Origin of the sequence: Vibrio sp. nBUS_14, assembly GCF_051201655.1 — a bacterium.
Classification (GTDB): domain Bacteria; phylum Pseudomonadota; class Gammaproteobacteria; order Enterobacterales; family Vibrionaceae; genus Vibrio.
In genome coordinates this window covers 1,628,830-1,642,331 of sequence record NZ_CP179206.1, presented here as the reverse complement: position 1 = coordinate 1,642,331, position 13,502 = coordinate 1,628,830, and the positions used below count along the sequence as shown (strand labels likewise).

10 protein-coding genes and 1 pseudogene are annotated in these 13,502 nt (G+C 42.7%); 3 read left to right on the top strand and 8 right to left on the bottom strand.

Annotated elements, in window-relative coordinates:
* Window positions 1-2: 2 nt before the first annotated feature.
* The 4 genes from crtI to idi all read right to left on the bottom strand — a co-directional run bounded on the left by crtI (window position 3) and on the right by idi (window position 4,411).
* A complete protein-coding gene (gene crtI, locus ACMAZD_RS07650) occupies window positions 3-1,610 on the bottom strand; it encodes a phytoene desaturase family protein (RefSeq protein WP_435249156.1) in 1,608 nt (535 codons plus the stop codon).
* Window positions 1,591-2,463 carry a polyprenyl synthetase family protein gene (locus ACMAZD_RS07645; RefSeq protein ID WP_435249155.1) on the bottom strand — a complete coding sequence of 291 codons (873 nt, stop codon included), beginning with the start codon at window positions 2,461-2,463 and terminating at the stop codon, window positions 1,591-1,593. Before ACMAZD_RS07645 ends, crtI begins: the two co-directional genes overlap by 20 nt.
* A gap of 81 nt (window positions 2,464-2,544) precedes the next feature.
* Complete coding sequence (locus ACMAZD_RS07640) at window positions 2,545-3,357, bottom strand: bacteriorhodopsin-like (RefSeq protein WP_435249154.1); 813 nt, start codon at window positions 3,355-3,357, stop codon at window positions 2,545-2,547.
* Between the two features lie 484 nt (window positions 3,358-3,841).
* Window positions 3,842-4,411 (bottom strand): isopentenyl-diphosphate Delta-isomerase, encoded by a 570-nt coding sequence (gene idi, locus ACMAZD_RS07635; protein WP_435249153.1) that lies wholly within the window; start codon window positions 4,409-4,411, stop codon window positions 3,842-3,844.
* 383 nt (window positions 4,412-4,794) lie between these two features.
* Here idi and ACMAZD_RS07630 point away from each other — a divergent pair, with 383 nt between their 5' ends.
* The gene (locus ACMAZD_RS07630; protein WP_435249152.1) at window positions 4,795-5,220 is read left to right on the top strand and encodes a GNAT family N-acetyltransferase; all 426 of its coding nucleotides are present in this window, start codon (window positions 4,795-4,797) and stop codon (window positions 5,218-5,220) included.
* 230 nt (window positions 5,221-5,450) lie between these two features.
* Here ACMAZD_RS07630 and ACMAZD_RS07625 read toward each other — a convergent pair.
* A pseudogene (locus ACMAZD_RS07625) lies at window positions 5,451-5,639 on the bottom strand (alpha/beta fold hydrolase); the annotation flags it as partial.
* A 219-nt stretch (window positions 5,640-5,858) separates the two neighbouring features.
* On the opposite strand from ACMAZD_RS07625, the gene ACMAZD_RS07620 reads away from it, so the two are divergent.
* Window positions 5,859-7,562, top strand: coding sequence for an SIR2 family protein (locus tag ACMAZD_RS07620; RefSeq protein ID WP_435249151.1), 1,704 nt, complete (start codon window positions 5,859-5,861; stop codon window positions 7,560-7,562).
* Window positions 7,563-7,580: 18 nt separating this feature from the next.
* On the opposite strand, the gene ACMAZD_RS07615 is transcribed toward ACMAZD_RS07620, so the two are convergent.
* Window positions 7,581-8,684, bottom strand: coding sequence for an ISAs1 family transposase (locus ACMAZD_RS07615; protein WP_435247249.1), 1,104 nt, complete (start codon window positions 8,682-8,684; stop codon window positions 7,581-7,583).
* Window positions 8,685-8,922: 238 nt separating this feature from the next.
* Between ACMAZD_RS07615 and ACMAZD_RS07610 the strand changes: the two genes are divergently transcribed.
* Window positions 8,923-9,741 carry a hypothetical protein gene (locus ACMAZD_RS07610; protein ID WP_435249150.1) on the top strand — a complete coding sequence of 273 codons (819 nt, stop codon included), beginning with the start codon at window positions 8,923-8,925 and terminating at the stop codon, window positions 9,739-9,741.
* Window positions 9,742-9,827: 86 nt separating this feature from the next.
* On the opposite strand, the gene pheT is transcribed toward ACMAZD_RS07610, so the two are convergent.
* Together pheT and pheS are read right to left on the bottom strand one after the other, a co-directional pair.
* On the bottom strand, window positions 9,828-12,248 hold the full coding sequence (gene pheT / locus ACMAZD_RS07605) for a phenylalanine--tRNA ligase subunit beta (RefSeq protein WP_435249149.1): 2,421 nt from the start codon (window positions 12,246-12,248) through the stop codon (window positions 9,828-9,830).
* 18 nt (window positions 12,249-12,266) lie between these two features.
* Entirely contained in the window at window positions 12,267-13,250 is a 984-nt protein-coding gene (pheS, locus tag ACMAZD_RS07600; RefSeq protein ID WP_004734764.1) for a phenylalanine--tRNA ligase subunit alpha, read from the bottom strand.
* Window positions 13,251-13,502 lie beyond the last annotated feature (252 nt).

Below are 13,502 nucleotides of genomic sequence, written 5' to 3'. Positions count from 1 at the left end.
AATTAACCTCCGCTTTCTTGATCCGACTCTTTAGTTTTGGGAGAGGCAACATCCTGTATTAGCTGGCTATCGCTTTTTAACCAAAAGATGTTAGAGCCACTGGATTTCATCGGTTCGATAGAGGGAACTATTTTTTCCAACACTTTTGCCGAGCAAAGTACGCCGGGTAACCCTGCACCTGGGTGGCTACCCGCGCCAACCACAAATAGGTTTTCTGGGCCTTCACCGCGGTTGTGAAAACGAAAATAGGCCGACTGAGTGAGTGTTGGAGCGATGGAGAAGCCCGCACCGTGGACACTGTTATAGTTACACTCAAAATCTTTCGGAGTCATGCAAAAGCGTTCAACAATACACTCGGACAGCCCCGGCATCATACTGTTATCGAGAGCCTTAATAATCTGGTCGCCATATTTATTTTTGGTTTTTTCCCAATCTACGCCCGACTGTAAGTTCGGTACGGGTGCCAGTACATAAAAGCTGTCGCAGCCCTCCGGCGCCATACTTGGGTCAGTCGCCGTTGGTCGGTGAACATACAAAGAGAAGTCATCCGCGAGTACTTGGCGATTGAATATGTCGTCAAGAAGACTTTCATAACGCTTTCCTAGCCATATGGTGTGATGCGCGATATTTGGGAACCGTTTAGTCGTACCGAAATAGAGAACGTATAGACCCATTGAAAACTTCGAATATTTGGCTTTTACCTTGGCTGACCAGCGTTGTTGATCTCTTGGCACCATCTTCTTATAGAGATATGCCGGGTCTGCATTGGAAGCAACGATGTCGCATCGGATCCTTTTGCCTCCCTTAAGTTCAACGGCTGTCACTTTCTTCTCCTTAGCGATGACACCTTCAACCTCTTCACCTAAACGGATCTTTATGCCTTTACTTCGCATTAACTGTTCAAGCGCTTTGACGAGAGCACCCATACCACCGATGGCGAAATGCACTCCCCACTTTTGTTCCAAAAAGTGTATTAAGTTGTAAATACTGGTTGTGTCAAATGGGTTGCCGCCCACTAATAGAGGTTGTATTGAGAAAGCTTGTCTCAACTTTTCATGTTGCAGGTGATCAGAGACAAGTTGCCAAACTGTTTTGTAACAGCCAAGTTTAACAAGGTTTGGAATCTGCTTGAACATGGAGGTTGGTTTGTCGAAGGGCTCGTCGGCAAGCTTGGAGAAGCCGATGTCAAAAATGTCTCTCGATGTACTGAGCAACCGCTTATAGCCATCCACGTCTTCGGGTGAAATAGACTCGATTTCCGCTAGAATTTGGTTTAATGAGCCGCCATAGTCAAACGTAGAGCCATCATGGTAGTGAAAACGGTACCAAGGATAGACAGGAACGATAGTCACATAATCTTGCGTCTTCTCTCCGAAAAGCTGAAAAAGTTCATCGATGAGAAAAGGAGCTGTGATTACTGTGGGTCCAGCGTCAAAAACGAAGTCACCACGATGAAACACCCGAGCGCGGCCTCCCAGTTGATCGCCTTTGTCGATAAGTGTAACGTCATAGCCTTTAGCTCTTAGCCTAAGGGCTGAGGCCATTCCGCCGAAGCCCGCACCGATAACCACAGCGCTTGGAATAGAATGCTTATTGGTGTCTGCTTTCATGCGTTTGCCTCTCAAGCTCGCCCAGTAAATATATCGTTTTATCCAAAAAACCTGCAGCGCAATCATTCGGGAGCTTTCTAAAGTCTCTTTCACAACTTTTCAGAAGATAACGAGCGCGCTGGACGGTCAGCTTAAACGCCGTAGATGAATCGTTGTGTTGCTTATAAAAGTTGAGCAAGTTTGGTCGGGACTTTGAATCATCATCCACGCTATCGGTCAAATCATCGAGTATCTGGTAAGCGACGGCAAAGTTGGTTGCAGAACGCTTGGCTATCGAAACTGACACGGTCTCATTGGATGCTACGAGTGGAAGAACTAACGGCAGATAAAGTAGCGGTCCGGCTTTCCTCGCCGCAATCTGCTCATATTGCTTAGCAGATGTCACCTCCTCTGTGGTCAAGTCTTCAAGCTGGCCATAGATCGTTTCGCTTACGGATTGTTGCATCTCTTCCAACAGCGATGGCAAAGCTCCAGAACAAGACACCGACGCGAGTGAGCCAAAGGCCTTAGTGATGAGGTAATCGCCTGTACATATGGCAACGTTGTGCCCAAATTTAGACCACACCGCTTCCATACCTCGACGCGTTGGATCATGGTCTTGTATGTCGTCATGCACTAGGGATGCGTTGTGCATCAACTCTATCGATGCTGATAGCCTAACAGCATCGCTGTCAGATAATCCCAACGAAAGGGAAGCACCGATACAAATTTTCATTCTCGTACGGCTACCACCAGTTCTCAAATGATAGTCGGCGGGTTGATGACCGGCTACTTGTGAGTTCAGGAAGCGCTCGCACTGTCTTTGCACGCTCTTTGTTTTATCTGCTAATGACAATCTCAGTGGACTATTCATATGTGCCACCTGTGTACTGATGTGAGTGGGTGTAACTCTGCGAAATTAGAGAGAGCCGACCGACGTCGGCTCTCTAACTGGCTAAGCTTCCTTTTGGCTTTCAGAAGTTGCTGCATACCAAATGAGCAGACCAAACGCGATTTTGTTGATGACATCAGCGAGGTTATAAACCAAGTTCAAAGATGCGTCATCTACCGCGCCCATCATGTACCCTAGAACGTAGCCGATTGGATAAATTGCCCAACCAACAGTGACTATCCAGCGCATTAAGTTGTAAGCAAATCTTACAGAGTCACTGGCTTCTCTAGTGGCTGCTTTACCCGCCTCACCGAAGAATATTTCGTACAAGATGTAGGCCCAACCAAGCATGCCTATGACAAACCCGACCGTGACGTTGATATAGCCCGCCTCGCCCATAAAACCAGGTATCAGCATGACCAGCGTACCGATGAGCAAACGCCAGAAAATGCCTGGTGAAGCCGCACCGATTGCTCTCAGGATGAGATAAAATTCGATCATCAGAAGCGGCACTGTAAGGAGCCAATCGATGTATCGGTAAACAGTTGGAGTTTCTCCTGTCGCAACCCACACATCTCTCATGTAGAAGTAGTGTACTGCGGCGATGAGAGTCACGAGAGCGGATACTGTCAATGACGTTTTCCACTTTGCAGTCACCCCTTGTGTTTCCCACAAGAAGAACACTGTCGACGCCATTAGCGCCATGGAGATTAACCAAAAAGATATTCCTACAAAGTCATCTGGTTTGAGGTTTGCAGCGGCATTAGCACTGCCTGAATAAAAAAATGCAGCGAACATGCTTACTGCGATTACGTTTATTTTGAAAGATGTCGATTTCCGTACGCCGAGCTTTGCTGCTGTTAGTTTAATTTCCATAATTTTTATCTCACTTTAGCTATGGTTATCGCGAGTACTGCTCGTGAATTCCTCGCTTTTCTCAAGACCTTACGATTAAATGTTAAAACACGATCACAAAAATAACAAACCGGAAACTTTTGAAACATAAAATTTATTGACAATGAAATTTAGACTGAGTGAAGAAAGCAAAAACTAACGGAAGCGGTTTGAGTGGAAACTGATAATGTATTTAAAAGGATCGAGAGGATTATAAAGTGACCTCAATGGGCAAGTTAGAGCCGTTCACTGGTTAATATTCTCATGCGAATCGCTATCTGTATTTTCCTTATGTAAATATTTTCTCAATACCAGTCTTGTCCAAGTGTGTGCTGTCGCCCTACCACACATTATTTCAACGCAAACCCAACATGCTTACTTTCTAAAAGTGGATGAGTCTCAAGAAATTGTGCTTAAAGAGACTGGGTCCAATGAGGACAGTAATGATGATAAGCAGCGTTGAATCTTATTTGGAAAATTGGCGTGAGTCAGCACTCTCTGATTCCATCTTAAGGTACTCGACCAATTTATAAAAAACGTCAGGGAACCACACCGTAAACGCTTCAGGCTGTTGGTGAAGTGTCTCCTGGATAGACTCGGTCGAAAACCATTCAACTTCGCTGACTTCAGATGCGTTTGGGGCTAACAAGGGCTGTTTGATAAAGCTTAAGAAGACATGGTCGAGCTCATGCTCTGTAAGGTCGTTTTCGAGTTGTGCTTGATAAATGAATGACCCGAGAGAGGTGAGTCGTAGTGGCTGGCTGATGCCTAGCTCCTCGCCAACACGACGCTGAACTGCATTTTCTAAGGCTTCACCTGGACGCGGGTGAGAGCAGCAGCTGTTGCTCCATTTTCCGCCACTGTGGTACTTCCCATATGCACGTTTTTGAAGCAAAAACTCATACCCCTCGGCCGTTTTTCTTGCGATCATTAAGGAGAAAGCACGATGCAATTTCCCGTCTTTGTGGGCTTTCAATTTTTCGCAGTGACCGACTTCCACATCATCTTCCGTCACTAGTATGACTTCATCTTTCATCTCGCTCCTCCACCTCTTTTCCGGGTGTTGGCTCTACCCGCAACAGTTAGTTATAGCCAGTTTGTGCCAAGAAAGATCAGTCGGCGCTAAAAGAAGCGATATGTGCCAAGCATCAATGCTCTATGTTTGAATAACGGTTCCGACATTAGACGTTTTTACTTCCCTTTGACCAGCTAGACCAAAACTTTCCTAAAAATAATAAGAAGATGAAGGATTTCTTTCCCCTTTCGTGACAGCGATGCTTAACCTTTGAAATCATCACAATGTATTTTGCCTTACTTTCCCCTCATACCTTACTAGGGTCTGCGGAATAGAGGGGTATCATTACGCTTAATAATTATATGTGCATAATAGGGACATAACTCAAAAATTACGGATGTACCATGAGAATAGAAGTAACCACATCTCCCAATAAAAACGACCTTGAAACCATAAGTAAGGGCATTCAATCCTTTAATCAAAAACACATACCTGATGCTGTGGTATTTGAGCCAGACACAAGATTTGCGGCCTTTGCAAAAGACGATGATGGAAATGTATTAGGTGGAGTTAGGGCCTGTGCTTTCTGGAACTATTGCATCCTTGAGTTACTATGGCTATCCGATAAGAATCGAGGTCAGGGGGGCGGAAACAAATTAATGGATGCTGCTGAAACCTATGCTAAAGAACAAGGCTTCAGTTACATGCGAACTGAAACACTCAGCTTTCAAGCAAAGCCTTTTTACGAGAAGCGTGGCTATAAAGTTTTTGGTGAGTTACCCGACTACCCCAAAGGCCATGTCACATACTGCCTTGTAAAAGAGTTATAAAATTCGCCTCCATTAGGGATAAGTTAGCCTTGACTGCCTTGATTTATAGTCTGTCCACCTTGGAGGTCGGGAGGTGTATGTTGGCTCGCTTTTGTACCATTTACAATTAGCACCCTATTCCATATCAAACTAACGGCCTCACACACGCGAGGCCTTCGTTTTATCTATAAAATGATCACAACCGCCCTACTTCACTGACTTCACCGCTTTCATCAAGGTTGCGTTGAACTGCTGTCTAAACTCCAGCCGTGAATGAAGATCAGTGCCGTATCCCCACTGCCACTTTTGTCATAAGCAATTTGCTCACCATCGTGAGATAACGCGATATCATACTTAACCGTTGAGTCATAAGCCATGGTATTCATGCTACTAAGTGCGATGAATACCAAGAATGTGATGTTTAGAATTAAACGTTTCATAGTGTCTCTCGACTTACTTTGGAGGGGACACAGAAAGCCCCCCTCTCAATCAATATAGTCGCTATAAAGTGTGAAGTTGTAGACAGGTCAAGCTTCTAATGCTGAGTCTAACTTTCACAAACTTATCAAGGGAATCGAAAATATGTGCTTGATATCACTGTCTAAATTAACACTTTGAACGCTATAATACTCCGACATAAAATAGTACAGAGATGCATAATGAAATTCGATGATCTGCGAAAAGAGCTGTCACATAAAGAGCGAAGCATTAAAGATTTAACTTCATATTTAGGAACTAGAGTAAGCGACACTTGCCCAAATTACAGTCTATTACTTGGAGCTGGTGCATCTGTTACTTCTGGTATTAGAAGCGGACAAGCATTAGTCAAAGAATGGCGACAAGATCTCTATGAAATGTATAGCCGTGAAACTTTTGTATCAGATAAGATAGCTAAAGATTACCTAATATCTAATGAGGGGTCTTGGTATACAGAGGCAAACGAATATTCAGCTCTATTTGAAAAAAAGTTTGACTTACCGTCACAACGTAGACGATTTGTTGAAATGGAAGTGGATAAAGCAATGCCTTCTATAGGTTACGCATATTTAGCATCCCTCGCAGATAGTGCAAATCGATTCTTTGATACAATATTTACGACTAATTTTGACGACCTAATTAATGAAGCTTTCTACCAATTTTCACATCATCGTCCTTTGGTCTGTGCTCATGATTCAAGCGTTCAATCTCTTAGCGTCAGCTCTACAAGACCCAAAATAATTAAACTTCATGGAGATTACCTATTCGATGACATAAAAAGTACGTTGCGAGAAACAGAATCACTGGAATCAAACATCAAAAATAAATTTATTGAATTTTCAAAAGAGTATGGCCTGATTGTAATGGGTTATGCCGGACACGACCGCTCTATAATGGATGTCATCACACATCTACTTAAGTCAGAAGAATACTTTAAAAATGGTATATATTGGTGTGTAAGAACAGGAGATCCTATTAGCCCAGAGTTACGCAAATTATTATGGAAAGATCGAGTGTATTGGGTTGAAGTTGATGGTTTTGATAATATCATGGCTGAACTTCACCATAATCTGAAAGGCGGCCTACCAATAAAAGATAACCTATCAGAATCTAAGCAAGAACGCATCGTAGAGAGTTTCACACGTGACAAATCAAATTTAGCGATCTCTTCTGCTTTCATATCAAAAGATCTCGCTAATTTAAAGAAACACAAGAATGAGTTGGATATTTCAAATTCAATAAGAGAACTAAATAATACAGATGAAAATGATATTGGTCACATTTCTGAATCCGAATTTAACTTTCTATTAAAGATCGATACTTTTGTTAAAGCTGAAAAGTACGAGCATGCTAAATCATTAGCTGAAAGTCATTTATCTAACGCTGATAACATCTACTTAAAAATAAGGTACTTAAGAAAATTAGTTTACATCAGTAATATGATGAAACATAGAGAAGATGCACATAACTACTGTGACAAACTAATTGAACTAGATGAACAAAATCATGAATATTATATATTAAAAGGGAGTATTTATGAAACAACTAGTGAAACCTGTCAATACCTTAAACCTTTTTTAGAGCGTTTCAAGAACGTAGTGCGTTTCAATAATCATATAATTCGCAGAGGAATGAAAGACATCAACAACTCTGATGCTCCTACATTTAATATTGACGAGATTTTAGAGATCGTAGAGCGTAGCTTGAAGCTAGACCCATCTTTAGATAATGGAGCTTGGATTTTAAAGTGTGATGTTCTTTCTCTTAAGCACAGTAATGTTAACGATCAAAAAGCCAACAAGGCTCTGAAGGTCGATGTTGAAGAACTGATACATAAAGCAAAAAATATAAATCCAAACCATATGACCTGCTTTAAGGTAAGGTAAGGGCACGAATGTACTTTGTTAATTTGATGTAAACAAAACCGAAGCTCTGTAATCTTTGTCCCATACCGCTTTATTCATCTTCCTGGGTACTGACAAGTTCCCTTCGGATTTTCTAAACAAGTTCTGAACAAAACGTCTGCAACAAGCCATATTTAGTGCTGAATCTCCAGCATAAATACATTGTTCATCTTCTTTGAAAATAACGTCCAACGCCCAGTGCTGCTGGTTCTCGATGTGCCAGTGTTTTCTGGTCGCTTGTAAGGCTAACTCTAACGACAAGTGATCTGTGCAAATATAATACGATGTTTCATAACTTCCTTTCCCTTTGACACTTCTATCTCTCACCACTGCAACAACACTTTTAACGACAGACCACTTTTCTCTGAGTGCTTCACTGAAGGCTGCTGGGAGAACGTAAACCTCACGAACCTCTTTTCTGCCATGCCCTTTATCTTCGGTGATGTATGACTCTTGTTTATCTTCAGGCAAAGACCAATAGTCTTGGAATTGTGCATCCACTTCTGCAAGCAAACTGGGCTGATTCAGTTTGACTTGCACTAAGAAATCGCCACCTTTATCAACCACTTTATTCAGAGTTTCAACCTGACAATGCAGGGCATCAGCCGTTAATAGACATCCTTTTATATCTAAAGTATCTAACAGGTTTTTTATCGCTGTTAGCTCCGTCCCTTTGCCTTTACAGGGTTGATGTGTGAGGGTCAAACCTTCATCAACATCGAATGCCGAGACCATATAAAGGGGGTTATCTTGTTTGTTTGCTTTAGCACCTTTTAGTACCTTCCCGTCAACACTGATGATAGGTTGAGCATGCCTCTCTCTATGCAAATTAACCCAGCCCACCATAGCTTCTAAGAGTGTTTCAGGAACAATAGTCCTCATAATTGCTGCAATATTATGACGAGTAGGAAGGCCATTTTCGTAGGGGAAATACTCACGTAACCAGTCGATATTTCCTTCACCAAAATCCTTGATATCCGTCCACTTGTTTTGACCACAAAGCATGGCTGTTATGACAACAAAAGCGACTTCTATAACAGGGTAGACTTGGTTGATGTGCGAACGGGTATCTTTCACTTTTTTTAGCTGTTCAATGATAATCATGCGAGTTTCTCATATTTTTTATTTCATGATCTGATCGTGACTATCAGGAAAAGTTCCAATTGAAAATAAAGTTATTTATTTTCAATAACTAAAGTTCGATCCCGCCCTTAAGGTAAGGTTGAGTACCCTTGGTAAACGATTTATACCAAATACTATAGAGACAACTATAAATGATATCATATATAGTTATGAGAGCTCTCGCCTCAGCAGAAAAAGTGTATTCTTAGATTATATCTGTATGCTTTATATTGAGATATTAGGTCAATCAAAAAAAGATGTTGACCATAGAAAGAACCTCTCAGAGTTTTTGACATTAAAAAGCGTTTCAAGTTTTGAAGACAAAGAGCGGATCTGCAGTTTCAGATTAATTCAAGCAATTAACAGTTTTAATATTGACAAGGATTTTAGTTCTTTTAAAGAACATTTGCTAGCAGCAAGTAAATGTAAAGATGCTTACAACTTATCCAATAAAATAATAAATATGGGTATTAAACAATTGAAAGATATTGATTTTTGTAGAGAATTTCTAGAAAGTTCGAAAAGCAAAATATCAAAGTCCGATTATTATTCAAACTTATGTGACATTCTTATTTTTGAAAATAAGCTAGATGAAGCTCTAGACTGTTGTGAAGTAGGATATCGCTCAGGAAACGATAAGCAAACTTATATTACAAATAAAGTTTATATTCTTTTACTAATGAAACAATATACTCAGTTACAAGCATTTGTCGAAAATAATATAGATAAACTTATTGATCAGGAAGAGAAGAATATTATAACTGTAAATGCTCAAGCAGCATTAAAATTTTCAGGTAAAGCTATAGATAAAGTAAAATTACGTAACATCATTGCTAACGAACCTTCTGAGCACGTAAAATTATGTGCACATATCTTACTAGACCAAGAGTCTCAAGCTAAAAGAGTAATCAAAGCAAACATTGAATATGACCCAACTAAACTACAATTATTCAAATCTTGGCCAATAATCAGTGCTAACTATTTATCAGAATACGAAGATATTACCGAGAAAGAAGTGACTTTGACATCCGTAGCATAAGTTCAAGCAACTTAAATTATATCTTTTATATCCTAAAAAAGGCCTCGCAATGCGAGGCCTTTGATTTTTCTATCTATCAGAAGAGATTAGTCGCGAAGTGCTGCGCCGAATTTCTCTGAGATTGAAGCTACGATAGCCTCTACTGAACCAGCGATGTCTGCATCTTCAAGTGTGCGCTCTACAGACTGTAGGCTAAGTGCGATTGCTAGGCTCTTCTTACCTTCTTCAACGCCTTGACCAACGTATACGTCGAACAGTTTAGCGCCTGTTAGGAATTCGCCACCCGCTGCGATACACGCTTCTACGATGTCGCCAGAAGCGACTGCTTCGTCAACAACTACTGCGATATCACGACGGTTTGCAGGGAACTTAGATACGGCTACTGCTTCTGGAAGCACGCGAGTGTTGATAGCTGCCCATTCGATTTCGAATACGATAGTGCGGCCGTTAAGACCAAACTTACGCTCTAGTTCTGGGTGAACAGTACCAATGATACCCACTTCCCTTTCTGTTTCTAAACCAGCGTCTACTACGATAGCCGCAGTTTGACCTGGGTGAAGTGCTGGGTGCTTAGCTGCTTTGAAGCTGTATGCGATTTCGTTTGCAGAAAGCTCAAGAACTGCTTCTAGGTCGCCTTTCAGGTCGAAGAAGTCAACAGTGTTAGTTGCAATGTCCCAGTGCTCTTCGCCACGAGTACCAGAGATAACGCCCGCAAGCATCATTTCTTGGCGCATGCCGTTTTCAGCTGTTTCTTCAGGGATGAAACGTAGGCCTGATTCGAATAGACGAACGCGAGACTGTTGACGCTTCTGGTTGTGAACCACTGTGTTTAGGAGACCTTGGATTAGGCCAAGACGCATTGCTGACATGTCCGCAGAGATCGGGAATGGCAGGATTAGCGGTTCAACACCAGGTAGAACAAGCTTTTGCTGTTCTGGTTCTACGAAGCTGTATGTGATTGCTTCGTGGTAGCCACGGTCTACAAGAAGGTCACGAACGCGCTTAAGCGGTTGGTTAGCTTCTTTGTGGTCATTCATTTTAAGTGCCGCTTTAGGCGCTTGGTTTGGAATGTTATCGTAACCGTAGATACGACCTACTTCTTCAATTAGGTCTTGCTCGATTGCGATATCAAAACGCCAAGATGGAGACGTTGCCGTCCAACCCGCTTCTGTCGTCTCTACTTCACAACCTAGACGAGTTAGGATTTCCACTACGTCTTCAGATGGGATTTCGTGACCTAGTAGGCTGTCTAGCTTAGCGCGACGTAGAGCAACTACGTTTGCTTTAGGAAGATCAGCTTCAGATTCGCTGCCGTTTACTGGCGCAACTTCACCACCGCAGATTTCAATTAGAAGCTGTGTTGCACGCTCCATTGCTGCTGCTTGAAGTGTTGAATCCACACCACGTTCGAAACGTAGAGAAGAATCTGTGTGAAGGCCGTAAGCACGTGCGCGACCACGGATGTGATCCGGTGCGAAGAATGCTGCTTCAAGAAGTACGTCAGTCGTTTCAGTCGTAACACCTGAATCTTGACCGCCAAAGATACCAGCGATTGCTAGTGCTTTGTTTTGGTCTGCGATAACAAGCGTGTTGCTGTTGAGTTCAGCTTCGTTGCCATCTAGAAGTGTTAGCTTTTCGCCCTGCTCTGCTAGACGAACCACGATACCGCCTTCGATCTTAGCGAGATCAAATGCGTGCATTGGTTGGCCTTGCTCTAGCATCACGTAGTTTGTGATGTCTACAACTGGGTCGATTGAACGGATACCACAACGGCGCAGTTTTTCTTGCATCCAGATTGGAGATTCCGCTTTCACGTTTACGTTCTTAACCACACAGCCAAGGTAACGTGGACAAGCATCAGTTGCTTTGATTTCAACAGATACTGTGTCTTCAATGCTTGTTGCAACAGCATCAACTGTTGGCTCTGTAACGTCTGCGCGGTTTAGTACGCCAACTTCACGAGCAAGGCCACGGATGCTGAAGCAGTCTGCGCGGTTTGCTGTTAGGTCTACGTCGATAGTTACGTCGTTAAGCTCAAGAAGCTCACGTACGTCCATACCTAGCGTTGTGCCTTCTGGTAGCTCAAGGATGCCGTCAGACTCTACGTCGATACCTAGCTCAGAGAAAGAACAAAGCATGCCGTGCGATGGAACGCCACGTAGTTTTGCTTTCTTGATTTTGAAGTCACCAGGAAGTACTGCGCCAACGGTTGCTACTGCTACCGTCAGGCCAAGACGACAGTTAGATGCACCACATACGATGTCTAAAAGTTCTTTATTACCTTCTGCATCAACAGCGCCGATATCAATTTTTGTAACTTGTAGTTTGTCTGCGTCTGGGTGCTGACCGCACTCAACCACTTTACCTACTTTAACGCCGGTGAAAACACCCGCAACAGGTTCTACATCGTCAACTTCCAAACCAGCCATAGTGATTTGGTGAGCTAGCTCTTCGCTGTTAATTGCAGGTTTAACCCACTCGCGTAGCCAAGATTCACTGAATTTCATAGTTTTGACTGCCCCGGATTACTTGAATTGTTTAAGGAAACGAAGGTCGTTCTCGAAGAACGCACGAAGGTCATTTACGCCGTAACGAAGCATCGTTAGACGCTCTACACCCATACCGAATGCAAAACCAGAGTATTTCTCAGGGTCGATGCCAACAGAGCGAAGTACGTTAGGGTGAACCATGCCACAGCCTAGAACTTCTAACCATTTGCCATCTTTACGTTTCACGTCAACTTCAGCTGAAGGCTCTGTGAACGGGAAGAATGAAGGACGGAAACGCACTTCAACTTCTTCTTCAAAGAAGTTACAAAGGAAATCGTTAAGAATGCCTTTAAGTTGTGCGAAGTTTACGTTCTCATCAACTAACATACCTTCCACTTGGTGGAACATTGGCGTGTGAGTTTGATCGTAGTCGTTACGGTAAACACGACCCGGAGCAATGAAGCGGAATGGCGGTTTGCCGTTTTCCATCGTACGGATTTGAACACCAGAAGTGTGCGTACGTAGCATTAGATCAGGGTTGAAGAAGAAAGTATCGTGATCAGTACGAGCTGGGTGATCGTCTGCGATGTTTAGTGCATCAAAGTTGTGGAATGCATCTTCGATCTCAGGGCCAGACTCAGTGCTAAAGCCAAGCTCACCAAAGAACTGTTCGATACGCTCAACTGTGCGAGTAACTGGGTGAAGACCACCGTTCTCAATGCGACGACCTGGTAGGCTCACATCGATAGTTTCTTCAGCTAGTTTCGCTTCAAGCTCTGCACGTTGTAGTGCGTCTTTGCGAGCTGCGATCGCTTGTTGAACAGCACCTTTCGCTTTGTTGATCTCTTGACCAGCAGTACGACGCTCTTCAGGTGGAAGTTTACCTAGGCTTTGTAGTTGAAGAGTGAGTTCACCCTTCTTACCTAAATACTGAACTCGCACTTCATCAAGTGCGACTAACGAATCTGCTGTATCAATAGCAGTCGTTGCATTAGCAATGATCTCTTCTAGATGTTGCATCATTTCCTCATCTACCCGTTGGTAGTGTCCGTATCGGATGATTAGTTTTTTTAGATAGCTACACATAGTAATCAAACACGCAACCAATGCCAAATTGAATCGCTAAAAGAACAAGTTATTGACTAAAAACACGGCAAATTTAACGTTAGAAAACAGAATTTGATTGAAATCGATGAAATCAAAGAGAAACCGATCCAAAAACGTCACCAGGTGAGACAGTTTGATTCCATTCAGTCGGTGAGTTCACCCATT